Source organism: Luteibacter rhizovicinus, assembly GCF_004342265.1.
Classification (GTDB): domain Bacteria; phylum Pseudomonadota; class Gammaproteobacteria; order Xanthomonadales; family Rhodanobacteraceae; genus Luteibacter; species Luteibacter rhizovicinus_B.
This window is the reverse complement of sequence record NZ_SMCS01000008.1, coordinates 149,385-174,461: the sequence shown is the minus strand read 5'-3', so window position 1 is coordinate 174,461 and position 25,077 is coordinate 149,385. Positions and strand designations below refer to the sequence as shown.

At 64.0% G+C, this 25,077-nt stretch carries 21 protein-coding genes and 1 riboswitch; of the genes, 10 read left to right on the top strand and 11 right to left on the bottom strand.

Going from position 1 to position 25,077, the window contains the following annotated elements; translation table 11 throughout:
• Positions 1–62 precede the first annotated feature (62 nt).
• From EC912_RS17115 to ppa, 3 genes are all read left to right on the top strand, one after another.
• A complete protein-coding gene (locus EC912_RS17115; RefSeq protein ID WP_132146495.1) occupies positions 63–2,111 on the top strand; it encodes a sodium-translocating pyrophosphatase in 2,049 nt (682 codons plus the stop codon).
• Between the two features lie 230 nt (positions 2,112–2,341).
• Entirely contained in the window at positions 2,342–4,420 is a 2,079-nt protein-coding gene (locus EC912_RS17110) for a prolyl oligopeptidase family serine peptidase (RefSeq protein ID WP_243649338.1), read from the top strand.
• 102 nt (positions 4,421–4,522) lie between these two features.
• Positions 4,523–5,059 carry an inorganic diphosphatase gene (gene ppa, locus EC912_RS17105; RefSeq protein ID WP_132146490.1) on the top strand — a complete coding sequence of 179 codons (537 nt, stop codon included), beginning with the start codon at positions 4,523–4,525 and terminating at the stop codon, positions 5,057–5,059.
• Positions 5,060–5,785: 726 nt separating this feature from the next.
• On the opposite strand, the gene EC912_RS17100 is transcribed toward ppa, so the two are convergent.
• The 3 genes from EC912_RS17100 to EC912_RS17090 form a co-directional block, all read right to left on the bottom strand.
• Complete coding sequence (locus tag EC912_RS17100) at positions 5,786–6,805, bottom strand: DUF2333 family protein (protein WP_132146487.1); 1,020 nt, start codon at positions 6,803–6,805, stop codon at positions 5,786–5,788.
• A gap of 138 nt (positions 6,806–6,943) precedes the next feature.
• Positions 6,944–8,821, bottom strand: a complete 1,878-nt coding sequence (gene thiC, locus EC912_RS17095; RefSeq protein ID WP_132146484.1) for a phosphomethylpyrimidine synthase ThiC — start codon at positions 8,819–8,821, stop codon at positions 6,944–6,946.
• Positions 8,822–8,886: 65 nt separating this feature from the next.
• A riboswitch (TPP riboswitch) is annotated at positions 8,887–8,977 on the bottom strand.
• Positions 8,978–9,025: 48 nt separating this feature from the next.
• Complete coding sequence (locus EC912_RS17090; RefSeq protein WP_132146481.1) at positions 9,026–9,688, bottom strand: TetR/AcrR family transcriptional regulator; 663 nt, start codon at positions 9,686–9,688, stop codon at positions 9,026–9,028.
• A 96-nt stretch (positions 9,689–9,784) separates the two neighbouring features.
• On the opposite strand from EC912_RS17090, the gene EC912_RS17085 reads away from it, so the two are divergent.
• The 4 genes from EC912_RS17085 (at position 9,785) to EC912_RS17070 (ending at position 13,114) form a co-directional block, all read left to right on the top strand.
• The gene (locus tag EC912_RS17085; protein WP_132146478.1) at positions 9,785–10,117 is read left to right on the top strand and encodes a hypothetical protein; all 333 of its coding nucleotides are present in this window, start codon (positions 9,785–9,787) and stop codon (positions 10,115–10,117) included.
• Between the two features lie 252 nt (positions 10,118–10,369).
• The gene (locus EC912_RS17080) at positions 10,370–11,029 is read left to right on the top strand and encodes a protein-L-isoaspartate O-methyltransferase family protein (protein WP_132146475.1); all 660 of its coding nucleotides are present in this window, start codon (positions 10,370–10,372) and stop codon (positions 11,027–11,029) included.
• 37 nt (positions 11,030–11,066) lie between these two features.
• On the top strand, positions 11,067–12,422 hold the full coding sequence (locus tag EC912_RS17075) for a TolC family outer membrane protein (RefSeq protein ID WP_132146472.1): 1,356 nt from the start codon (positions 11,067–11,069) through the stop codon (positions 12,420–12,422).
• Positions 12,423–12,652: 230 nt separating this feature from the next.
• Positions 12,653–13,114: a hypothetical protein gene (locus EC912_RS17070; RefSeq protein WP_132146469.1), complete on the top strand. Its 462-nt coding sequence runs from the start codon at positions 12,653–12,655 to the stop codon at positions 13,112–13,114.
• Between the two features lie 65 nt (positions 13,115–13,179).
• Here the strand turns inward: EC912_RS17070 and waaA are convergent, their stop codons facing one another.
• Positions 13,180–14,445, bottom strand: a complete 1,266-nt coding sequence (gene waaA, locus EC912_RS17065) for a lipid IV(A) 3-deoxy-D-manno-octulosonic acid transferase (protein ID WP_132146466.1) — start codon at positions 14,443–14,445, stop codon at positions 13,180–13,182.
• An 86-nt stretch (positions 14,446–14,531) separates the two neighbouring features.
• Here waaA and lpxL point away from each other — a divergent pair, with 86 nt between their 5' ends.
• Positions 14,532–15,458 carry an LpxL/LpxP family Kdo(2)-lipid IV(A) lauroyl/palmitoleoyl acyltransferase gene (gene lpxL, locus EC912_RS17060; RefSeq protein WP_132146463.1) on the top strand — a complete coding sequence of 309 codons (927 nt, stop codon included), beginning with the start codon at positions 14,532–14,534 and terminating at the stop codon, positions 15,456–15,458.
• 90 nt (positions 15,459–15,548) lie between these two features.
• Positions 15,549–16,466 (top strand): VirK/YbjX family protein, encoded by a 918-nt coding sequence (locus EC912_RS17055; protein WP_132146460.1) that lies wholly within the window; start codon positions 15,549–15,551, stop codon positions 16,464–16,466.
• Here the strand turns inward: EC912_RS17055 and EC912_RS17050 are convergent, their stop codons facing one another.
• The 6 genes from EC912_RS17050 to EC912_RS17025 all read right to left on the bottom strand — a co-directional run bounded on the left by EC912_RS17050 (position 16,467) and on the right by EC912_RS17025 (position 21,490).
• On the bottom strand, positions 16,467–17,213 hold the full coding sequence (locus tag EC912_RS17050; RefSeq protein WP_132146457.1) for a glycosyltransferase family 2 protein: 747 nt from the start codon (positions 17,211–17,213) through the stop codon (positions 16,467–16,469).
• A complete protein-coding gene (locus EC912_RS17045) occupies positions 17,206–18,462 on the bottom strand; it encodes an O-antigen ligase family protein (protein WP_132146454.1) in 1,257 nt (418 codons plus the stop codon). The genes EC912_RS17050 and EC912_RS17045 overlap by 8 nt, the downstream gene beginning before the upstream one ends.
• 230 nt (positions 18,463–18,692) lie before the next feature.
• Positions 18,693–19,790, bottom strand: a complete 1,098-nt coding sequence (locus EC912_RS17040) for a glycosyltransferase (RefSeq protein WP_132146551.1) — start codon at positions 19,788–19,790, stop codon at positions 18,693–18,695.
• Between the two features lie 95 nt (positions 19,791–19,885).
• Complete coding sequence (locus EC912_RS17035; protein WP_132146451.1) at positions 19,886–20,092, bottom strand: zinc-finger domain-containing protein; 207 nt, start codon at positions 20,090–20,092, stop codon at positions 19,886–19,888.
• 135 nt (positions 20,093–20,227) lie between these two features.
• Positions 20,228–20,830, bottom strand: a complete 603-nt coding sequence (locus tag EC912_RS17030; protein ID WP_132146448.1) for a YceI family protein — start codon at positions 20,828–20,830, stop codon at positions 20,228–20,230.
• A gap of 66 nt (positions 20,831–20,896) precedes the next feature.
• Entirely contained in the window at positions 20,897–21,490 is a 594-nt protein-coding gene (locus EC912_RS17025; RefSeq protein WP_132146445.1) for a malonic semialdehyde reductase, read from the bottom strand.
• Positions 21,491–21,635: 145 nt separating this feature from the next.
• Here EC912_RS17025 and EC912_RS17020 point away from each other — a divergent pair, with 145 nt between their 5' ends.
• The gene (locus tag EC912_RS17020) at positions 21,636–22,613 is read left to right on the top strand and encodes a mitochondrial fission ELM1 family protein (protein ID WP_132146442.1); all 978 of its coding nucleotides are present in this window, start codon (positions 21,636–21,638) and stop codon (positions 22,611–22,613) included.
• A gap of 350 nt (positions 22,614–22,963) precedes the next feature.
• Here the strand turns inward: EC912_RS17020 and recG are convergent, their stop codons facing one another.
• Positions 22,964–25,072 carry an ATP-dependent DNA helicase RecG gene (gene recG, locus EC912_RS17015; RefSeq protein WP_428993109.1) on the bottom strand — a complete coding sequence of 703 codons (2,109 nt, stop codon included), beginning with the start codon at positions 25,070–25,072 and terminating at the stop codon, positions 22,964–22,966.
• Positions 25,073–25,077 lie beyond the last annotated feature (5 nt).

Below are 25,077 nucleotides of genomic sequence, written 5' to 3'. Positions count from 1 at the left end.
CAGCCGTGCCATGCGCACGGCTCCGGGCCCCATGCGGGCTCCTACAATTCGGGGAGGCTTCGATGCTGCAGCAGTACGGTTTATGGATCGCGCTGGGATGTGCGGTCGTTGCGATTGTGTACGGGGCATTGTCCGTACGCTGGGTGCTGGCGCAATCGCCCGGCAACGAGCGAATGCGGGAGATCGCCGACGCTATCCAGGAGGGCGCACGCGCCTACCTCAACCGCCAGTACGCCACGATCGGTGCCGTCGGCATCGTCTTGTTCCTGCTGCTGGGCGTCTTCCTCGAATGGGGTACCGCGATCGGGTTCGCGCTGGGGGCGCTGCTCTCGGGGGCCGCTGGCTACATCGGCATGAACGTTTCGGTTCGTGCCAATGTCCGTACCGCAGAGGCCGCCAGAAGCGGCCTTTCTTCTGCCCTGACCGTCGCCTTCCGCGGCGGCGCCGTTACCGGAATGCTGGTGGTCGGCCTCGGCTTGCTGGGCGTCGCGGGTTACTACGGCGTGCTGCGCCATCTGGGCTATGAACAGACGCACGCCCTGCATGCACTCGTCGGCCTGGCATTCGGATCGTCGCTGATTTCCATTTTCGCGCGCCTTGGCGGCGGCATCTTCACCAAGGGTGCCGACGTGGGGGCCGATCTGGTCGGCAAAGTCGAAGCGGGCATTCCCGAAGACGACCCGCGCAATCCGGCCGTGATCGCCGACAACGTGGGCGACAACGTGGGCGACTGCGCCGGCATGGCCGCGGATCTGTTCGAGACGTATGCGGTGACGCTGATCGCCACGATGCTGCTCGGCGGCATCATGGCCGCGCAGACCGGTCCTTCCGGCGTACTGTTTCCGCTGGTACTCGGCGGCGCATCGATCGTCGCGTCGGTCATCGGCACGTTCTTCGTGAAAACGCGCGGCGGCAAAATCATGAATGCGCTGTACGCGGGCGTGTTCGTCTCGGCACTGCTTGCAGCCATCGCTTTCTGGCCCATCACGAAAGCGTTGATGAGCGACTCGGCTTACGGCGTAGGACACCTCTACGGCTGCGCGCTCATCGGCCTGGTGTTGACCGGTGCCATGGTCGTCATCACCGAGTACTACACGGCGACCGAGTACGCACCGGTACGTCATGTCGCACAGTCGTCCACTACCGGTCATGCGACGAATATCATCGCGGGACTGGGCGTTTCCATGAAGTCCACCGCGCTTCCGGTGCTGGCCGTCTGCGCCGCGATCTGGGGCGCTTTCGAACTGGCTGGTCTTTACGGTATCGCCATCGCCGCTACGGCCATGCTGAGCATGACGGGCATGATCGTCGCGCTGGACGCTTACGGACCGATCACCGATAACGCCGGCGGCATCGCGGAAATGGCCGACCTGCCGCCCGAAGTACGCGGCGTGACCGATCCTCTCGACGCGGTCGGCAACACGACGAAGGCCGTCACCAAGGGCTATGCGATCGGTTCGGCCGGTCTCGCGGCGCTGGTCCTGTTCGCCGACTACACGCACAACCTCAGCGAGCACTTTGGCGGTGCGGAAATCCGTTTCGATCTGTCGAACCACTACGTCATCATCGGTCTGCTGATAGGCGGCCTGATTCCCTATCTGTTCGCCGCCATGGCGATGGAGGCCGTCGGTCGCGCGGCGGGATCGGTGGTGGAAGAAGTCCGTCGGCAATTCCGCGAGATCAAAGGCATCATGGAAGGCACGACGAAGCCCGATTACTCGCGCGCCGTCGATATGCTGACCCGCTCGGCCATCAAGGAAATGCTGATCCCGTCACTGCTGCCGGTGCTGGTGCCGGTAGTCGTCGTCTTCGGCTTCAAGGCACTCGGCGGCGCGGAAGCCGGTGCGCAGGCGCTGGGCGGCGTGCTGATCGGTACGATCGTCACCGGCCTCTTCGTCGCCATTTCCATGACCACCGGCGGCGGTGCATGGGACAACGCGAAGAAATATATCGAAGACGGCCATCTTGGCGGCAAAGGTTCCGACGCACACAAAGCGGCGGTTACCGGCGACACCGTCGGCGATCCGTATAAGGATACGGCCGGCCCGGCGGTGAACCCGTTGATCAAGATCATCAACATCGTGGCGCTGCTGCTGGTGCCGTTGCTCTGATCGGGCGCTGACCCGATCGGGCGCCATCCAAAAGGCCGGAGAAACCTGACGTTTCTCCGGCCTTTCTTTCGGGTGCGATCTACGGACCGGCGCCCGACTTCGCCCGTCCTGTCCCGAAAGTCATGGGTAAAGCAGGTGGGGTCTCCGCTATTGTTGGAATTCCGCTCGAATACGGAGTCACCATGCACCGACGCTGGATTGCGCTGGCCGTCGCCCTTACCTTGGGTGGCATGACCCACGCACACGATGCCCCGAAAACCTCCTCCGCCCCGGCGGCCACGCCCGCGAGCGACGATCCCAACCTCTGGCTCGACGATATCGACGGCGCGAAGCAGCTCGACTGGGTCAAGGCACGCAATGCCGACACCGTCGGCAAGTACGCCTCCGGCCCCGAATTCTCGACATTGCAGTCGCGGCTGCTCGAAGTGCTGGACTCGGATGCGAAGATTCCGATGGTCAACAAGGTCGGCGACCATTTCTACAATGTCTGGCGCGACAAGCAGCATCCGAAGGGACTGTGGCGACGCACGACGCTGGCCGAGTACCGCAAGGACAAGCCCGCCTGGGAAACGGTCGTCGACATCGACGCGCTCGCCGCCAGCGAGAAGGAAAACTGGGTATGGCACGGTGCGCAGTGCCTGAAGCCGGATTACCGCCGCTGCCTGGTATCGCTGTCGCGCGGCGGTGCCGACGCAGACGTGGTGCGTGAATTCGACCTTGTCACGAAGACCTTCATCGCCGACGGCTTTACGCTACCCGAGGCCAAGAGCCAGGTCGCATGGATCGACGAAGACCACATCTACGTGGCCACCGATTTCGGGCCGGGCTCCATGACGACGTCGAGCTATCCGCGCATCGTCAAGGAATGGAAGCGCGGCACGCCGCTCGCGTCCGCCACGACGGTATACGAAGGCAAGCCGACGGACATGTCGATCTCCGCCTTTCGGGATCGTACGCCTGGCTTCGAACGCGACTTCGTCCAGCGTGCGCTCGAGTTCTACAACAGCGAGACGTATGTTCGCGGCAAGGACGGCAAGCTCACGCGCATCGACGTGCCGAACGATGCGACCACCGACGTCCAACGCGAATGGCTGTTGATCGAACCGCGCACGGCATGGACCGTGAACGGCAAGACGTACGCGTCCGGCTCGCTGCTGGCGGCGAAATTCGACGATTTCATGGCCGGCAAGCGCGATATCGCCGTCCTGTTCGAACCCGACGCCCATAGTTCGCTGGCCGGCTATTCGTGGACGCGTCACCACCTGCTCGTCAACGTGATGCGCGATGTGGTCAGCAGCATCGAGGTACTCACGCCGGAAGCGAACGGCCCGTGGAAACGCGAAACGCTGGGTGGCGCGCCCGCGCTCAGTACGGTGCAGGCGGGCGGCATCGACGCTGACGATACCGACGAGTATTTCCTCACCGTGAGCGGCTTCCTCCAGCCCACGACGCTGTACTACGGCACGCTCGGCCAGGGCAAACAGGAAGCGCTGAAGCACAGCCCGGCGTTCTTCGATGCGTCGAAGTACGCCGTGAGCCAGCACTTCGTCACATCGAAGGACGGCACTCGCGTGCCCTATTTCGAGATCGCACCGAAGTCGATGAAGGCCGACGGAAACAATCCAACGCTCGTCTACGGCTACGGCGGCTTCGAAATTTCGCTGCAACCCGCCTATTCGGGCAGCGTCGGCCGCGCGTGGCTGGATAAGGGCGGCGTCTACGTCATCGCCAATATCCGCGGCGGCGGCGAATACGGTCCGCGCTGGCACCAGGCGGCGCTGAAGGCGAATCGTCCGCGCGCCTACGAGGACTTCGCGGCGGTGTCGCAGGACCTGATCGACCGCAAGATCACCACGCCGAAGCACATGGGCATGATGGGCGGCAGCAATGGCGGCCTGCTGGCCGGCAACATGCTGACGAAGTATCCCCAGCTGTACGGTGCGGTGGTCAGCCAGGTCGCCCTGCTCGACATGAAGCGTTATACGCACATGTCGGCGGGTGCCTCCTGGATGGCCGAGTACGGCGATCCGGACAAGGCCGACGAATGGGCCTATATCCAGACCTTCTCCCCGTACCAGAACGTGAAAGCCGGCACCAAGTACCCGCCGGTCCTCTTCACAACCTCGACCCGGGACGACCGGGTAGGGCCCGTCCACGCCCGGAAGATGGCCGCGGAAATGCAGTCCATGGGCTTCGACGCCAGCCTGTACGAGAACATCGAGGGTGGCCATGGGGCCGCGGCGGACAACAAGCAGGCCGCATTTATGTCGGCACTGGCGTACACCTATCTGTGGGATCACCTGAAGTAATCCGCCCCCCGGATGGGTCCTGTGCGGGGCGCCAGACGGCGCCCCGCCTTGTTTTGGTATCCTTGTCGGCCAACTTTTCCCCACCGAATCCAAGGAATGCCCATGGGCCTCCATCTCGTTCCAGCCGGCCGTGACGTGCCGAACGAAATCAACGTCATCATCGAGATTCCGAAAGACGCCGAGCCGGTCAAGTACGAAGTCGACAAGGAAAGCGGCGCCATCTTCGTCGACCGCATCCTTTCGACCCCGATGCGCTATCCCTGCAACTACGGCTATGTGCCGGGCACCCTGGGTGGCGACGGCGATCCGCTGGACGCGCTGGTCATCCTTCCCCTGCCGCTGGTCCCGGGCTCGGTCATTCGCTGCCATCCGGTCGGCATGCTCAAGATGACCGACGAAGCCGGCGCCGACGAGAAGCTGGTCGTCGTGCCGATCTCCAAGGTGTTCGCGGGCTATTCGCACATCAAGGACATCAAGGAAGTTTCCGGCCACTGGCTGGAGCGCATCGGCCACTTCTTCGAGCACTACAAGGACCTGGAGAAGGGCAAGTGGGTCAAGATCGACGGTTGGGTCGGCGCCGACGAGGCGAAGGCCGAGATCGAAGCCGGCATGAAGCGCTATATCGCCGACAACAAGTAATGGAAAGGCGTCCCTCGGGGCGCCTTTTTTAGGTTCTTCTCGCATTAGCGGGGACGGCCTGACGTGTCTGGCCGCTCTCCGGTTAAAGATGGCCGCCTCACGCTCGTGCGTCGGGGAAGCCGTGGCCGGGTTGGCCCTTGGGGCCTTCGGCGCCGTCCCTGCGGGAGCGGGCCGTAGCGCCGCCTCCGCTCCGTCACTAGGCATCGCGGCCCTCGGCTAAGGCGGCCCCAAGGGCCAACCCGGCCACGGCACCGTCGATTGCGGTTGGCTGTGGGCAGAGCACGAGCCGAGCACGTGGGTGTAGCTGACCGGCATGCGGTCAGCTACACCCATACGTCGACGCCATGCTTTCCTCCACGTGACCGCAGCGTTCGGCAGAGCCGTCGGCCACCACCCTCGACGCGACTTGCGCAACCGAGCGCGGCGGGCGGAAAAGGCCCGCAGGGGGCGGACCTGGACGGTCCGCCGTTTTTGCTGAGGCAGGGAGGCCGAATCAAAAACCCCCGCCCACAGCGCGGGCGCGACGGGGCGCAGCCATCAGACAAAAGCCGCAAAGCGGCTCTCCCTTCCCGAGCGACGGTGAAGCCGGAGCGTCGAGGGTGGTGGCCGACGGCTCTCCCCGAGGCGTCCGAGCGCTACCGCGATGGCAAAGCCGAGCCGCCCCCCGAAAAGGCGTGAAAAACCTGCTTTTAGGTTCTCAACGAAAGTCCGGGGACCAGAGAGAAGTCACCCCCGCGCCAGCAACGCCCGCAAGTCGATGATCGCTGCATTGGCCCGCGAGATGTAGTTCGCCATCACGAGCGAATGATTGGCGAAGAATCCGAACGGCGAACCATTCAGCACCACCGGACTGCCCAACGCTTTCTGGGACTCTTCCAGTTCGCGAATCACCTGCTGCAATCCGGCATCGGCATTCTTGCTGCGCAGGATCGGTCCGAAGTCCTGGCGTATGGCTTTCAGTTGTTCGAGCAATGCCCAGGTATAGCCACGGGCTTCATAGAAGTTGTCGTCGATCTTGCTCCACGGCGTCCGGACGATCTGACCGCCCGCGGGTACCGGCTTGCCGGACGCATCGACGCTGGGTGCCGCGTCGATCTGCAACTGGCCCACGCTCGCCGAAAGCCGCTGCGACAGCGAGCCCAACCGCGTGGAGACGATCTGCAGGTAGTCGGCGAGATTGTCGGCACGTGCATAGAAATGCGCGCCCGCACCTTCCGCGTCGCCCAGGCGGGACAGATAGCCTTCCAGCCGGTCGATCGCTTTGCCGTATTGCGATTCGGAACTCGGAAGCAGCCAGCGATCGTTCGGACTGGACAGCAGCGGATCGGCTTCGCCCAGATCCTTGTCCTCGATGGACTGGGTCTGCGAACGGCTGAAGTCGTTGCGCAGCGCCCGGACGAGATCGCGCGAGGCGGTCAACGATCCGAATTCCCAGTTGGGCATGTTGTCGAGGAACACACCGGGCGGCAGTTTATCGTTGCTGATGTAGCCGCCACGCTTGTGCAGCAGCGTATCGACGGAGCGGATCAGCGTATACGTCGTCACCGCACCGGTACTCACGGGCCGGTCGATGGATTTCATATGTTCCGTCGTGACGGCTACCGGGTCGAACTGCGGCGGCTCGGTATCCCACCACCACATGAATCCCAGGGTGAGAATCGCGAGGACGAAGATCGTCGCAACGATCGCTGTCGCCAGCGGACGACGACGGCGCGGAGCTGCGGGATTCCGGGTGGACGCTTCCATGGGTCTTCCTTAGCTATGGTGAGGTCGACCGGAAGCTTATACCGTGGAGCCCCGATCGGCGCTTCGACAACGGGGTCGACACGTCCCCGGCCTGCTCCCGTGGGAGCGCGCAAGCGCGCTCCCACGAAAAACCCGGCTTTACGCCTTGCGGTAAACCTCAGAGCCCATCGCGCGGAACTCGGCCGACTTCTCCGCCATGCCTTCGTCGATGGCCTCGAACGCTTCCGTGCCGTGTTCGGCAGCGTAGTCGCGGACGTCCTGCGTGATCTTCATCGAACAGAATTTCGGTCCGCACATCGAACAGAAATGCGCCGATTTGTGTGCGTCTTTCGGCATCGTTTCGTCATGGAATTCGCGCGCCTTTTCCGGATCGAGGCCCAGGTTGAACTGATCTTCCCAACGGAATTCGAAGCGGGCTTTGGACAGCGCGTTGTCCCGTACCTGCGCACCAGGGTGGCCTTTGGCCAGGTCCGCGGCATGGGCGGCGATCTTGTAAGCGATGATGCCGTCGCGAACGTCCTGCTTGTTCGGCAGGCCAAGGTGCTCCTTCGGCGTGACGTAGCAGAGCATCGCCGTGCCGAACCAGCCGATCATCGCCGCACCGATCGCGCTGGTGATGTGGTCGTAACCGGGAGCGATGTCGGTCGTCAGCGGCCCGAGGGTGTAGAACGGCGCTTCGTGGCACTTCTCGAGCTGCCGGTCCATGTTCTCCTTGATGAGATGCATCGGGACATGCCCCGGGCCCTCGATCATCACCTGCACGTCGTGCTTCCACGCGATCTGGGTCAACTCGCCAAGCGTATCGAGTTCACCGAACTGCGCGGCGTCATTCGCGTCGGCAATGCAGCCGGGACGCAGGCCGTCGCCGAGACTGAAGGACACGTCGTAAGCCTTCATGATCTCGCAGATATCTTCGAAGTGCGTATAGAGGAAGTTCTCGCGGTGATGCGCGAGGCACCACTTCGCCATGATCGAACCGCCGCGCGAGACGATGCCGGTGACGCGTTTCGCGGTCAGTGGCACGAACCGCAGGAGCACGCCGGCGTGGATCGTGAAGTAATCGACGCCCTGCTCCGCCTGTTCGATGAGCGTGTCGCGGAAAATCTCCCAGGTGAGGTCTTCGGCCACGCCGTCGACTTTTTCCAGCGCCTGATAGATGGGCACCGTCCCGATCGGAACCGGCGAGTTGCGGACGATCCATTCGCGCGTTTCATGGATGTGCTTGCCCGTCGACAGATCCATGACGTTGTCGGCACCCCAGCGAATCGACCACACCAGTTTTTCCACTTCCTCGGCGATACCCGAACTCACGGCGCTGTTGCCGATGTTCGCGTTGATCTTGGTGAGGAAGTTGCGGCCGATGATCATCGGCTCCGCTTCCGGATGGTTGATGTTGGCGGGAATGATGGCGCGACCGCGGGCGACTTCGTCGCGCACGAACTCGGGTGTGATCAGCTTCGGTAGCGCAGCGCCGAAGGCTTCGCCCGGGTGCTGGTTGCGCAGCGCACTGTCGCGCAGCGCTTCGATGCGCTGGTTTTCGCGAATGGCGATGTATTCCATCTCCGGCGTGACGATGCCGCGCCGCGCATAGTGCATCTGCGTAACGTTGGCACCGGCCTTCGCACGCAAGGGCGCGCGCAGACCGGTGAAACGGAAGGCGGCCAGCTTCGGATCGACGGCACGGGCGCGGCCGAACTCCGAGCTCAGGCCGGCAAGGCGCTCGACGTCGCCGCGCTCGGCGATCCAGACGGCACGCAGCGGGGGCAGGCCCGCGGCCAGATCGACGGCGTAGTCCGGATCGGTATACGGACCGGACGTGTCGTAAACGGTGATCGGGGGATTTTCCTCGCCCCCGAACAGCGTCGGGGTCTGGGCCTGCGAGATCTCGCGCAACGGCACGCGCAGGTCCGGACGGCTGCCCTGGACATGGATCTTGCGAGAGCCCGGTATCGGGCGGGTGACGGCTTCGGAGAGTTCCTGCGCGGCACGCGCGAGATCGGAAGGCATGGCATTCATCGGCTTGCGTCCTCTTGGGGAGTAGACGAAGCGACGGCACCGCGCACGGCCTTACCGCTGGGGCGCGGGCCGTGGACGAAGCTCCCTACACCGGTGCTAACCGGATCAGGTTCGAAGGGACTCTCTCAGCCTTGGTAGGCACCCCCGCTTCGGCGGGTATTCAAGCACGAAGCGGGTGGCGTAAGCGAGCGCCACGGGAAACGCCTAAGCGTCGTCGCGGGGCGCGTAGGCTCGCAGGAACATATCGACGGCGGCCATGGCGTTGGAGGTCACCTCATCGGCGAACTGAACCACGCAGTCCTCGCAACCGAACAGACGGCGCAGAACCAGATCGCCCTTCAAAAGGGAGAGAAACTGCGTGGTTGCGCGAGGAACGTCGGCGATCTCCAGCTGCCCGGCTTCGACAGCGCCCTGGATGAGCCGCTGCAACAACGCATGCATGCGGGCCGGACCTTCTTCCCACAGCAGACGCCCGAAGCGCGGATTGCCGCCCTGCTGGCAGTCGGACAGGATGGCCCGGAAGGTACCCACCGACTCGGAATTCGTCTCCATCGCGGAATGGCGGCGTGCGATGCCGGTGAGCGTGGCCCGGATGTCGGTACCCGGCGGCGCGGAGAACAGGTCGTCGGGCAGGCGATCCTGCACGTGCGAACGGATCACCTCGCGGAACAAATTGTCCTTGTCGCCGAAGTGACTGTAGACGGTGAGCTTGGAGACGCTGGCTGCCGCGGCCACCGCATCCATGCTGGTACCGGCGAAGCCACCCTGCGTGAAAAGCGCTTTGGCGGCTTCGAGAATGGCCGCGCGCTTCTCCATATCCTTTGGACGCCCCGGACCCTGGGTCTTCACTTTCGGGCTGGCGTTCATGGTCGCACCTTCACAAACAGGAAACATGGTTTTATTATACGCGTCGGTTTAGTTATTTCCATAACACCAGCCAAACAGCCTGGCGACCTATTCACTATGTCCAATACCACTTCGGAACTGACCTTGAGCCCGGCCTACCGCCAGTCGCAACGCGCGCTGTCGGCTTGGATCGAGCAGACCGGAGCGGGCGCCCGCCGCCATGCCTTTACAGCGCGGTCCAGCCTCAGCGGACTGGCCGCTTTCGAGCGCGGCCGGCTGGCGAGGTGGATAGCGTGGCTCTGTATCGCGGGCGAATCCCGCGGCGAGCCCTCGCTTATCGGCCGGTTGCGCCGACTGGACGGCGCGCTGTACACAAGTGTTTACGAAGCACTCGACCGGTTGCCTGGGGCAGTGACCGGCATAGCCGGACGGGTCCGGCTGAGTGCCTGATTACCTTATCATTGGTGGGGGCGTTCACGGGCCGCTTCCATAGGTCGGCGTTTCGCCCTACAACTCCGTTCAGGTGTCTGACGCACCTCTCGGACCGCCCCATGAGTACAGGCATGACTTCCGTCAGGTTGCTCCGATGACTTCCGGCACTTCGTCGAGAGTGTTGCAGGCCGCAGCCTTATCTATAGGAACTCGTGCCCTAAGCGCTTATCCTTTCAGCCCTTTTTTCCGATTTCGCAAGGCACCGACATCATGGCGATGAATTTCGAGCAGGCACGGCAGAACATGGTGGAAAACCAGGTTCGTCCGTGGGAAGTACTGGATTTCCGCGTGCTCGACGCGCTGTCCCACGTGCGCCGCGAAGATTATGTGGCTGCCGGACATCGCAATATGGCGTTCGCGGACCTCACCCTTCCGCTGGGCCACGGCGAAGTAATGATGAAGCCGGTCGTCGAAGGTCGCGTGCTTCAGGCCCTGGAACTGCAGCCGACCGACGAAGTGCTGGAGATCGGCACGGGCTCGGGCTTCCTCACCGCCTGCATGGCGCACCTGTCGCAGCGCGTGACCACGATCGACATGCACGCGGATTTCGTCGAAACGGCACGCGAGCGTCTTGGCCGTGCCGGCTTCGCTAATGTTCGTTTCGACGTCGCCGAAGCCGTCAACGGTTACACGCCGAACGCCGTTTTCGATGCCATCGTCGTCACGGGCGCAATGCACGTCGTTCCTGAAAAATTTGTCCGGTGGCTGAAGGTCGGTGGCCGGATGTTTGTCGTACGTGGCGATTCTCCCGCGCAGACGGCGGTTCTCCTCACCCACGAGGGTGATGGCCGCTATCGCGAGGAGTCGCTCTTTGAGACGGACCTTCCCTATCTGGCGCATGCTGCGCCGGTGAAGCGCTTCGTGCTTTGACCCCACGATTTCCCTACACCATTCACGAGGCGACCCCATGCGTTTGAAGCTCCTTACCGTCGCGCTGGCACTGGCCGCGAGCCCGATGCTGGTTCACGCGGAAGATCTGCTGGACGCCTACCGTCAGGCCCGGGCAAACGATCCGGTGCTGTCGCAGGCCGATTCCACCCGTCTGTCCGTTGGCGAAAACGTCGTGCAGTCGCGCGCGTTGCTGCTTCCCCAGGTCTCCGCCCAGCTGTCGCTGAACCAGACCCAGATAGCCGGGCCCACGCCGAGCACCGATGCCGCGGGCAACATCGTGACGCCGGACACCGGTAACTCGCGCAACCGCAGCCTCAACGCAACGGTGTCGCAGAGCGTCCTCGACTTCAGCAAATACGCCAACCTCAAGGCGGCTCATTCGACGGCGGATGCACAGACGGCGACGTACGAAGCGGCGGTACAGCAGCTGTCGACCCGTGTCGCCACGGCGTACTTCAACGTGCTGACCAATGACGACGCGCTCACGTTCGCCAAGGCGAACGAGCAGGCGCTGGCCCGGCAGCTCGAGCAGGCCCAGCAGCGCTTCGACGTGGGTCTGTCCGCCATCACCGACGTGCAGGACGCGAAAGCGCAGCACGATTCGGCGGTCGCCTCCGTCATCACGGCGGAGAACACCCTTTCCGACGCCCGCGAAGCCCTGACACAGATCACCGGCAAGCCGGCGGACAACCTGAAGAAGCTGCGCGAGCAGCTGCCGATGGACGCCCCGGCGCCGAACGATGCGAAGGCATGGGTGGACCAGGCGGTCCAGCACAACCCGACGATCCTCGCGTCCCAGTTCAGCGTCGAATCGGCCGAGCACAGCATCAGCGCCGCGCGCGCGGGTCATCTGCCGACCATCGATGCCACCGCCCAGTACGGCAAGTCGAGCACCTGGAATGAGAACGGCGGCCTGAGCTCCGTTGCGCGGGCCTCCAACGGACGCGGACAGACGACCGTCGGCCTGACCCTCTCGGTGCCGATCTTCTCCGGTGGCGCCACCCAGTCGCGCGTCCGTCAGTCGATCTACGACCGCGATTCGGCGCAGGATTCGCTGGAATCGACCCGCCGCCAGGTGGTTCGCAACACGCTGAACTATTTCCGCTCCGTGGTCGCCGGTATCAGCAAGGTCGAAGCCACGAAGGCCGCCGTCGAATCCGCCGAAAGCGCACGCGATGCCACGCAGGCCGGCTTCGAAGTCGGTACGCGGACCATCGTCGACGTGCTGATCGCGCAGCAGAACCTCACGCAGTCGCTGAGCAACTACTCGCAGGCCCGCCACCAGTTCATCCTCGACAAGCTGCTGCTGAAGCAGAACGCCGGCTCGGTGGACATCAAGGATCTGGAAGCGATCAATTCGCTGCTCCAGTAAGCCCGCCAGTCATGGCAAAAAAAACGGCGCTTTTGCGCCGTTTTTTTTTGCTTGAGATCGATGGCATCCACCCCCCATGACCTCATCCTTTTCACATGGCGAAACGAGTGCCCCACCTACGCACAAACGCCTGCTTCGACGATGCCGCCCCTCCGGCAAAGGAAAGAAACTGACGGCACCTTAAGGGCTCTTCCTTACAGGTGTCCCTCACTTATTCCCATGGAGACAACATGAAGAAGATTTCGCTTATCGCCACCACATGTCTGGCGCTCGCGTTCGCAGGAGCTGCCTGTGCAGCCACCAATAGCCAGGATGGCGTATCGGGCGGCAACGGTAACGGCTTCTCCGGCGGCAATGGCGGGAACAGCAATTTCTCCGGCAGCAACAACGGCTTTTCCGGCGGTAATGGTAACAACGGCTCCGGCAATAGCGATGGTTTCTCCGGCGGCAACGCCATCAGAAACGCATTCACCTATCAGGTGATGGGCCTCGGTAAGACGGAATCCCAGGCATTCCTCGACATGCAGAAGAACCTCGCCAACGAGTGCGTGGCGGTCGACGGTGCTATTACCAACATCGGTGTTGGGTACTTCACGGATTTCAGCGGCAACCCGACGATCCATGCGACCGGGTCGGTGACTTGCGAAACCCCGACCGTTAAGGTCTCCCCGATCGGCCCGGTCAAACCCTGACCAAGGCAGGCAACCGTAAACCGCGGCAGGAATCTTTAGATCCTCGCCGCGGTATCGGGGCAGGCTTATTCCTGTAGCAGGTTATCCACGAGTTTCATCACGCGCTCGACAGAACCACGCTCGCTGTCGAACACCTTACGCGCGGCCTCGCCCATACTTTTGCGACGGACCTCGTCGCGCAACAAACGAAGGACGTCCTCACCGAGCGACTCGGGCGTAGCGACACGCTCGCCGCCACCGGCATCCAGTAGCGCCTGAGTGATTTCTTCGAAATTGAACGTATTCGGACCGACCAGGACCGGCTTGCCCAACGCAGCGGGTTCCAGCACGTTGTGTCCGCCGATGGGTACCAGACTGCCGCCGACAAAGGCGACATCCGACGCCGCGAAGAAACGAAGAAGCTCGCCCATCGCATCAATGACGAAACATTGGGTGTGCAACGACGGCACGCCGTCGCCACTACGGGTTCCCGTCTGGAAGCCCAGGCTACGTATGGACGCCTCGACCGCGCGGAAACGTTCCGGGTGTCGCGGAGCGATCAGCAGCAATGCATCGGGTATGCGCCGGAGCACTTCCAGATGCGCCTGCAACACCGCCAGTTCCTCGCCCTCATGCGTACTGGCTGCGATCCAGACAGGCCGTCCCGCACCCCAGGTCGCACGCATCGTCGTGCCATCGGCGAGGGCATCGCAGGGAACCGGCATGTCGAACTTCAGGTTGCCGCATACGGTGAGCTGGCTGGGTTCGGCACCCAGCAACCGGTAGCGGGCGGCGTCGGTACGGGACTGGGCGGCGATATGGCTCACGCAGCGCAACGCCTTGCGCACCAGCGAACGCATGCGCGCGTAGCCGCGCAGGGATCGTTCGGACAAGCGTGCGTTGGCGATAAGCAGGGGGATGCCGTGCCGGCGACAGGCAAAATAGAGATTCGGCCATATCTCGGTTTCGACGATGATAGCCAGCCGCGGACGTACGCTTCGCAGGAAACGCCGGACCGCGAATGGCAGGTCGTACGGAAGGTAGACGCTGTAAACCGAATCGCCAAAAAGCTGACGCACGCGTTCGGATCCGGTGGGCGTCACGGTCGTCACCAGCATCGGCGCCTGCGGATAGGCCACCATCAAGGCCTTTACCAGGGGCTCGGCGGCATTGACCTCGCCCACCGATACCGCATGCACCCAAAGACAACCATTCAGCCGGGGCGTCGAGAACGTGCCGAAGCGCTCGCGCCAGCGCAGGTGATAGTCGCCGTAACGCATGCCACGCGCCATCAGCCGCAGCATGACCAGCGGCGTGAACAGGTACATGGCGAGGTTGTACAGAAGGCGCAAGAGGACGTTCCGCGTCAGGAGCCATGGATTATAGCCCGAGGGTGGGACCGTACCCGTCCGAACGCGGCACGTTACAATGACAGGTCATGCCCGGTACTCCACGCCCCACGTTCGATCGCCGCCTGCTCGCGCCCCGTCACTGGCCGGCGTGGATCGGTGTCGGCGTCATCTGGCTTATCGCCCACCTGCCCTTTCGCGCGCTGCTGGGACTCGGCCGGATGGCCGGTAGTCTTGCCCTGCACCTGAACTCCGGGCGCCGGCGCATCGCGGCCATCAACATTGACCTGTGCTTCCCCGGACTCGGTCCCCCGGAACAGAAGGCGCTGGTCACGGCGAACCTGCGCGACGTGGGCATGATGCTCGTGGAATTCGCACTGGGATGGCTGGGCACGGATCGCGCCATCGCGAAGGTGCCCGTGACCATCGAAGGACTGGAACACCTGGAAGCCGCACGCGCCGCCGGCCGCGGCGTGCTTCTGGTCGGCGGCCATTTCTCGCATCTGGAGCTGTGCGCACGGCTGGTCTCCCAGCGCATCCGCATCGCGGGCATGTATCGCCGGATGGATTCGGACGTGTTCGAGTGGACGGTGTTGCGTGCCCGCCTGGGTTACGCCGACGCCATGTTCGACAAGGACGACCTGCGCGGCACCGTGAAGTACCTGCGCGGCGGCGGCACGCTCTGGTACGCGCCCGATCAGGACATGCGCAGCAAGGACAACGTCTTCGTCCCGTTCTTTGGCGTGCCGGCGGCGACGATCACCGCCACCCATCACTTAGCGCGCCTGTCCGGCGCGGCCGTCATTCCTTTCTTCCATCGCCGCCTGCCCGGTACCGGCGGCTACGTGCTTCGACTTGGTGCGCCGCTGGAAGATTTCCCCGGCCCGGACGCCGCGATCGATACCGCTCGCGTCAATACCGCCATCGAGCAGATGGTACGGGAAGCCCCGGAACAATATCTGTGGGTACACAAGCGCTTCAAAACGCGACCGCCCGGCGAGCCGTCCGTTTACTGAATCGGTGTCGCGACAGTTTTCTAAAGAAAGTTTCATGAAAACTTTGGCGCGTAAAACGTTCATGTCCCCCTTTGGTTGACGGATCTTCCAATGTCGTCGCTCTCCCGTTTCATCCGCTCGCTACGTGGCAGAAGCCAGTGGCACAGCACCCGCCTGCGCGGCGCGGAAGCTGCTGTCAAATATGCCGCCCGTTGCCTGCGTGCCTGGAAGCCCCATGGCCGCTGGCTGGCTTTCCTCGATGAGACGCCCGGCATGGCCGGCGTCGTTGCCGTGGACCCGACGCTGGTCGAACGCTACCAGCACCGCTTCATCAGCCGCAGCCTGCGCACCCGTCGCAGGCTGGCGATCCTGAGCGATCACTACGCCTTCGCCGCCCAGCACTTTCCGCGGGAACTGTTCGACGCCATTTATCTGCGTCGTACCGTGGACATCGGCGCCATCGCCCTGCGCGACGGCGGAGCGCTCCGGATCGTACTCAAGGCTCCCGCGCTGCGTGGACGCGAGGGCGAGCTATCCATTTACCTGTTCGACGAAAACGGCCTGCAGCTGTCCTTCGCCACCGTGACCATCGCGGACGACGGAAGCACGCTGCTGATCGGATGCATTCAGGGCGCGGCGGCGGGCGCGGGGCGCGAGGTTATCCGCGATCTGACGAAGCAGTGCCACGGCCTGCGTCCGAAGAATCTGCTGCTGTCGCTGATCTATGCGCTCGCCGAAGGATTCGGCATCAAACGCATTCGCGCCGTGGGCAACGCGGTGCATCCGTTCGCCGGCATCGCGAACAAGATCAAGGCCGACTACGACGGGTTCTGGTCCGAGAATGACGGGATTCTTTCGGACGACGGCCTGTTCGACCTGCCGCCTTCCGAACCGGTGCGCTCGGAACTCGACGTGGAAAGCAAACATCGCAGCGCGTTCCGCAAGCGAGAGGCATTGCGTCGCCAGGCGTGCACCGTGGTGGCCATGGCTTTCCAGCATGCCGTCCGCGACATATCGATGGCGGCGTGATCAGCCGCGACGCCGGCGCTCGTACAGCTTCGCGTACTTCAGGAACGCGTAGAACGCATGCACCCGGGCGGCGACGAAGCCCGCCCAGCCTGCGCGATAGTGACCGCGCAGCACGTAGTAACGGATGAACGCGACGGCGGGATAAAGCACCATGCGCAGCCTGAGGAAACGTGGCGCGCGGGTGTGTCGGTCATCGACCTGCAACGTGGAGTAGCGGTTGGCTTTCTCGACGCGGCCGGCGATATCGCGTTCGCCGTAATGATCGATGGTGGCGTCCAGTTGCGCGACGGGTCCGTCGACCACGACGCTTTCGTGCACTTCGTGGCCACTCATGCGCGCACGGGTACGATCGAACAGGCGCACATAGTGGTTCAGGCGTGTCCGCCCGGCCTGCCAGCGCCAGAAAACCCATTCGCGCCGCCACAGCTCGAACCCGGCCACGGCAGGGTCGGCCAACGCCTGCTGGATCGCCTCGACGGCAACCGCGGGAAGCGCTTCGTCCGAATCCAGCAACAGCACCCAGCGATGACTCGCCAGATCGATAGCCGCCTGCTTCTGCGCGCTGTATCCCGCGAAGGGCTGCGCCCGGACCCTGGCACCGTACGAATCGGCGATGGCGAGCGTGCGGTCGGTAGAACCCGAATCCAGGACCACGATCTCGTCGGCCCAACGTACCGACGCAAGGCACGCGTCCAGCGTGTCCTCGTTATCGAACGTGGTCACGACAACGGACAGCGGCTCACGCATGCGCCGACTCCGCATCCGGTACATCGGCATAGAGCGCCGCGCACCACACCGCCAGCAACCACCAGAACAGCAATCCCCACCACGCGGAATAAAACGCCATGTGCGTATTGAGCGGGAACAGGATGGATGCCAGCGCGACGGTTGCCGGGAAAGCGCGCTCACGCCCGGCATAGCCAACGCGCCGCCACGCGCGCCATGCCATGACGACACCGGCCAGCCAGCACGCCAGACCGATAACGCCGGTTTCCGTCGCTACCTCGAGGATCACCTGATGGGCGTGACACGCGCCCTCGCCCTCGCTGCATTTTTCGGCCGTGACGAAATGATCGGTCGCCGTCGTATAGGACGGATAGGCGTAGCGGAACGAGCGAACCCCGACACCGTTGATGGGGTGATCCGCGAACATGCGCAGGCTGGTTCGCCAGATATCGAGACGCCCGGTCAACGCGGCATCGAGAGACGCGGTCGAGCCCTGCGCGACCACCAGTGTGCGTTCGATGCGGTCGTGGACGCGAGGCGACACCTGCCAGGCAAGTGTCCCAGCCAGAAGCAGGGTCACGAAGCCGCCGGCGCAGAACACCAGGAAACGTAACGGCGTACGACTTTCGCGCCACAGGAACGCGAGACCGACCAGTCCGTAACAAAGCCATGCGGCGCGCGAACCGGCGAGCAACACCGGTCCCAGGGTCAACAGGTAAGCGACGACAAGACCGCGCCAGCCCCAGCGTTCGCGAGCGGCCCACAACAGGAACGGTGCGCACGCCGCCAGCGCGGGACCGAGCTTCAGGTTATCGGCACCGAACAGCCCGGACAGGCGCTCGGCATTCGACAGACCGCGCAGCCCCCAGCCCGTCAACGCCTGCACCCACGCGTCGAGCACCCACAGCGCGACCACGGCGGCCGTAGCGATATACAGCGCCCGCACTTTGGACGGTCGCCGCATCGCGAAACACGTGTAGATACCTAGCGGTGCAAAGCGCAGCAGGCCCGCCACGGTGCTCCAGCTACGGCCCGGCGCCACGGCATCGACCGCCGAGACAAGCGCGGCGACAACGTATGCCCCGAACAGCCAGAGGAATAGCCGGGCACCGGCGTGGGTTTCCAACGCACGCGGCTCGCGCACCAGCAGCAGGACGGCGCCCACCAGCGCAAGAAACACACCCAGCTCGGCGCTACGGCCGAACGGCAGGAGCGCCGGCACCAGCCAGATCGGCAGAAGGGGCGAACGGAGCGCGGCTTTCAGCGTCATGGGATGACCGGGGTGAGGAGCGGTCGATTATAGGGTGCTTGCCGCGATGCGACCCCCTGCTTGCTCTCTAGTGGGAGCGCGCCCGCGCGCGAAAGCCCACGGAGCGAAGAAACGGACCGGTCGCAACGCAAGCCGATACTCCCGGCTGCGAAAGCTTCGCACAGCGTCACCGTTCCATAGGCTTTCGCGCGCAGGCGCGCTCCCACAGAAGCCGCCCTGATCGACGGGGATTACGAGCCAACCACCTCGGCATACAACGCCAGCGTCGCCGTTTGCATATCCACCAGGCGATAGCTGCGCGGCGGTGGGATCGGCGGCGCGAAGCGCAGCAGTTCCGCCGCGCGCTCGACCAGTTTCTCGCGATCGCCCAACGGCACCCGGCCCGCCGGATAGAGCTCCGCCAGCAGCTCGCCGACGCCGCCGTGGGCATAGCCCATCACCGGCCGGCACAACGCCAGGGCTTCGACCACCGTCCGCCCGAAGGACTCGGGCCGGATCGACAGTTGCAGGATCAGGTCGGACATGGCGTAAACGTCGCGCACGTCCGAACGGGTCGGCGAGATGACGACCTTGTCGTCGAGTCCGCGCTCGTGGATCAGTTCGCGAAGTTCCGCGATATAAGCCTCGCGCCCCGGCTCGTCGGCCCCAAGCAGGAGCAGGCGCGCATCGATGGCACGGTGTTCGAGGTCGGCCAGGAGTTCGATGGCATCGCGATGCCCTTTCAGGCGTGTGCCACGGCCGGGCAGCGTCAGCAGCGGCGCGCCGGCCAGTTGCGGATACTGCTCGAAAAAGGCCTGCTGCCAGCTGTCGTCGGGACGATAGCCATAGGGAAAGGCTTCGGTGTCGATGCCCCGCGGAACGACGGCGATACGCGCCGTATCCAGTTTCGGGTAATGCCGCAGCACGTAGTCCCGCAGGGTCTGCGACACCACGATGACCCGCTCGCCGCGCATCAATACGGCACTGTAGTGCCCCGGACTGTTGAGTCCATGCACGGTGGTGACGAAGTGCGGACGCGGTTTCACCCCGCGCATCGCCCACCAGCCAATCCACGCCGGCAGGCGCGAGCGCGCGTGGACGACATCGGGTTTCAGCTCGCGCAGAACCCGGCGCAGCTTGCCGACGGTAAACAGGGTGGAGAACGCCTTCCGGCCGATCGGCAAGGCGATGTGCCGGCTGCCTTCCGCCTCGAGCTGGTCGACCAGCCGTCCGCCAGCCGACACCACGACCGAGCGATGCCCCGCCTGGACGAGCGCCCTGGCGATTTCCAGCGTCGAGCGTTCCGCTCCCCCGGCATGCAGCGCGGGGATCAGCTGAACGACCGTCATCGCCTTCGGGCTTTGGGTAACTTCGGCGGCCAAGGTGGGGTATCCGGAATGGTCTGCCGAAACGGCAAGCAGGTTACGTGCCGACTTTCGTCGAATCAGTCACGCAGGATGTAGCGGGCACCGCAATAGGAACAAACCGACTCGCCGCCATCGTCTTCGATAGGCAGATACACCTTCGGGTGTGAATTCCACAGATGCATGCCCGGCATCGGGCAGGACAACGGCAGATCCGCGCGCGTCACTTCGTAACGATTTTCGGCGTTTGCCAGTTTCAGCGGCAGCGCCGCGTCGGTCGTAGTCATGAAAAATGCTCCGAAGAAAGCGATTCGGTCAGGGCGCAGATGTTAGCAGGGCCGGATGGCCCTGCGGGGCAGGCAAAAAAAACCCGCGCCGTCGCCGGCGCGGGCTGAAGCTGAGGCTACGGGAGCCCCTGAAACTTACTTACCGCCCATCTTCGCCTTATAGGCTGCCGACTCGAGACCCTCGGTCGTGATGCGGATCTTGATGTCGTCGGAGACGTTCGGCACATAAGCGCCGACGCCGAAGTCGGAACGCTTGATGGTGGCGGTGGCGTCGAAGCCGGCGGCCGGGGCCTTCAGCATCGGGTGTTCGCCGACCTTGTTCACCGTCACGGCGAGGACAACCGGCTTGGTGACACCGTGGATCGTCAGGTCGCCCGTGACGTTCAGCTTGTCTTTGCCGGCTGCCGCGACCTTCGTGCTCTTGAAGGTAACGGTCGGGTACTTGTCGGCGTCTAAGAAGTCCGGCTTCTTCAGGTGCTCGTCGAGGGCCGGCACGTGGGTGTCGAGGCTGGTCAGCGGCAGGGTGACCTCAACGGACGACTTGGTCGGCGCGGCGGCGTCATAAACCAGCGTGCCCTGGACGCCACCGAGATTGGCGGTCGGGTTTGAGTAACCGAAGTGGTTCCAGCTGAACAGGACCATCGTGTGGCCCGGGTCGAGCGTGTAGGTAACCGGAGCGGCCTGAGCCGAACCGGCGGCGATCAGACCGGCGAGAGCGAGGTAACGGATTGCGCGCATGGTTTTCTCCAGCTGCGGGTGGGTACTGCCAGGGATGGGCGGATGCCGGGAGGCGCCCGCCTGGAATCAGGCGATGGTAACGGCTTCGTCGAAATCCAGACGCGGAAGGCGTCCGAAAAGATTCGTACTGGCGTCGCCGTAGCCGATATTAACGAGGAAATTGGACTTGATCTGGGTGCCGGCGAAGAACGCCTTGTCCACGGTTTCATTGTCGAAACCGGACATCGGACCGCAGTCCAGACCGAGCGCACGGGCCGCTACGATCAGGTAAGCGCCCTGCAGCGAGCCGTTGCGGAAACCGGTGGACTGGATCGACGCGTCGTTGCCGACGAACCAGCTCCGAGCGTCCGCGTGCGGGAACAGCTTCGGCAGCTTTTCGTAGAACTCGAAGTCCGTGGCGACAATCGCCGTGACGGGGGCCACCATCGTCTTGGCCTTATTGCTCTCCGAAAGTGCCGGCTCGAGCTTCGCCTTGGCTTCTTTCGACTTCACGAACACCACGCGCATCGGCGACGAGTTGGCCGCGGTCGGACCGAATTTCGCCAGTTCGTACAGACGATGCAATTGCTCGTCGGTCACTTCCTTCGGCAGCCACGCGTTATAGGTGCGGGCGGCCAGGAACAACTGGTCGAGGGCGGCATCGTTCAGCGGAGCACTCATGGGTATCCTTTGGGTCTGGTCTGTCGTTGCCGATCCAGTCGGCATCCGGACAGTGTAAGCGCGACAATGCCATCGTGAACCATGGCTCCAGGGAACGTAGTGTGCGAAATACGATAACAATCGCCCTGCGAGCGGGGCCCAGAGGGTGACGATTCCGGGCGAATGCTGGGTGGTCACCGACGGTGCGGCGGGTAACCGGCGCCAGGCGCTGGCGCTGGCCGAAGCGCTGAAGATGCCTGTGCGCGAACTCATCGTCACCCTACGGGCACCCTGGTCGTGGTTCGCCCCGCGCATGCTCCCCGGCGTCGACATTGCCTGCCGGCGCGACGGCTCGGGCTTCTCCCCTCCCTGGCCACCGATCGTCATCGGTTGCGGGCGGGCTTCGGCCTTGCTCACCCGGCGCCTGCGCGCCCGCTCGGAGGGGCGAACGTTCGCCGTCCAGATTCTCGATCCGCATATTTCGCCCAGGCACTGGGACATGGTGGTCGCCCCCCGCCACGACGGGCTCGAGGGGCCGAACGTACTCACGCCGATAGGATCGCTCAATCCGGTCGACGATGCCTGGCTCGACGACGGACGCGAAGCGTTCGCCTACCTGACCGACCTCAAGGGTCCGCGCCTGGCCGTACTCCTCGGAGGCCCCCGTCGCGGCATGCCATTCGACGGACCTGCTATCGCCGGATTTGTCGATGCCGTCACCAGACGGCATATTCTCGATGGTGGCAGCGTCATGGCCGTCGCATCGCGGCGTACGCCGCCCGACGCCATCGCCGCATTGCGCGAAGCGCTCGACGGAGTGCCGGGCTTCATCTGGGCTAACGAAGGCGACGGTCCGAATCCTTATCCGGGCGTGCTCGGCTGGGCCGACCGGTTTCTGGTGACGCCCGATTCGGTGAACATGCTGTCGGAAGCCTGCGCGACGGGGCGGCCGGTGCATACGATGACCCACGGGACGCTGCCTTCCAGGATTGCGCGGTTCCACCGCGAGCTACGTGAAAGCGGACGACTGCACGACGTGGGCGCTGTTACGCCGGCGAGCCAGCCGGCGTTGAGAGAGACCGAAGCTATCGCCGCAACGGTACGAACGAACCTTCGGACGCGACATGGGGCGACCCCGCGTTAGACACGACGGCTACAGGCACCTGGTCACGTACACGATCCGAATCGCGCCGGACGTATATTCCCGGGCGCCTGCCTGCACCCTTTCGAAAATCGATCTCGACGATGTGGAGAGGGTCGACGGGAATGTCTTCGAGTTCACTGTCCCGACCACGGTCGATCGGCTGTTCGTAAGAATCGCGTCAACGACACTGCTTCCGGACTACCGATAGCACCCGCGTCAGCGTGAATATCCAAAGCGGATACCGCTCTCCGTACTTTCCAGAGGACAAGTTCGACGTACAGGACTTTTACCTGATGTGCAGCGAAGCCTGACTGAGTAAGGGAGTCGTCGCGAACGACTCCCGTTGCCGGTCAGGCATGGACGTACCGCGCGGCATCCCCCACCCAGCGCTCGATCAACCGCTCACACCGCGCAGGATGATTTTTCATCATCGCCTCCGCCACCCGCTGCACTTCCGGCATCAGATGCGCATCGCGGGTCAGGTCGGCGATACGGAACTGCAATTGCCCCGTCTGCCGCGTGCCGAGCACTTCGCCCGGACCGCGCAGTTCGAGGTCTTTCTCGGCGATACGAAACCCATCGTTCGTCTCGCGCATCACCTGCAATCGCTCCTTCGCCAACCGCGACAACGGCCCCTGATACAGCAACACGCAGTTAGACGCGATGGCACCGCGCCCGACGCGGCCACGCAACTGATGCAGCTGCGCCAGACCCAGGCGCTCGCTGTTTTCGATCACCATCAGGCTCGCGTTGGGTACATCGACGCCAACCTCGATCACCGTGGTAGCCACCAGTACCGCCAGTTCGCCCGCCTTGAAGGCATCCATGACAGCCTGCTTTTCCCTGGGCTTCAGACGTCCATGGATAAGTCCCACCGCCAGGTCCGGGAGCGCCGCCGTGAGTTCGGCATGCGCAACTTCCGCCGCCTGCGCGTTCAGCTGCTCGGATTCCTCGATCAGGGTACAGACCCAGTAGACCTGCCGCCCTTCGGCGCACGCGGCATGGATACGTTCGATCACTTCGCCGCGGCGGCTGTTCGACAGGGCGATGGTATGCACGGGCGTGCGCCCCGGAGGCAGTTCGTCGATGGACGAAACATCGAGGTCGGCGTAAGCGCTCATGGCCAGAGTGCGCGGGATAGGCGTGGCGGTGAGTACGAGTTGATGCGGCACGAGATCGGCTTCCGCGCCTTTATCGCGCAGGGCCAGCCGTTGGTGCACGCCGAAACGATGCTGCTCGTCGACGATGACGAGTCCGAGCTTCGAGAACGCGACACCTTCCTGCATCAACGCATGCGTACCGACAACGACGTGCGCGCCACCGTTGGCGCGTTCAAGCGCGGCTTTACGCGCCCTGCCCTGCACCTTACCGGCCAGCCAGACGACCTCGAGACCCAACGGCTCCAGCCACGCGCGAAAGTTGCGCAGGTGCTGTTCGGCCAGCAGCTCGGTCGGTGCCATCAGGGCGACCTGATAACCGCTTTCGACGGCCGCCAGCGCCGCCAGTGCCGCGACGACCGTCTTGCCGCTACCCACATCGCCTTGCACGAGGCGAAGCATCGGATGTGCGCGGGAAAGATCGCGTGCGACTTCTTTCGCGACCCGATGCTGCGCGCCGGTGAGCGCGAACGGCAACGCATCCAGAAGACGATCGCGCAACGTTCCGGCACTCTTGAGCGCGGGTGCGCGACGCCGCTTCACGGCCGCACGCATACGCCGCAACGTGAGGTGCTGGGTCAGCAGTTCTTCGAATGCCAGGCGTTGCTGTGCTGGATGACGGCCGGTGCCGAGCTGGCCCAGATTGGTATCCGGCGGCGGCCTGTGCACGTATAGCAGCGCTTCGCGCAACGAGACCAGGTTGAGCGGACGACCGATATCCTCGGGAATAAGCTCCAGACGATCGTCTGGAGGCAGGCGGCTCAACGCCTTGCCGATCACGCCCGCCAGACGTTTCGGACCCAGCCCCTCGGTCGTCGGATAAATAGGTGTCAGCAGTTCGTCGACGACAACCGCTTCGTCCGCCTCGATGCGCTGATATTGCGGATGGACGATCTCCAGCCCCTGCGCGCCATAACGCACTTCGCCGAAACAGAGGATGCGTGCACCGACGGCGAACTGGTCGATCTGCGCCTTGCGGAAATGAAAAAACCGCAGCAGCAGCGAACGCCCGGAGTCGTCGCTTATAAGGACCTTCAGCTGCGGGCGATAACGAAACCCGCGCTCGACCGCCTCAACCCTCCCTTCGACCTGCGCCCGATCGCCCGGGCGTAGATCGGCGATGGGCAACACGTGGGTTTTGTCCTCGTAGCGCAGCGGCAGGTGGAACCAGAGGTCCTGCACCTCGCGCAGGCCAAGTCGCCCGAGCGTTTCCGCCAGCGCCGGTCCGACACCGCCCAGCGACGTGAGCGGTGCGTGCCCGGAATCGCCGGACAGGGACGGAGACGGCGGCACGCGCGCGATCAAGC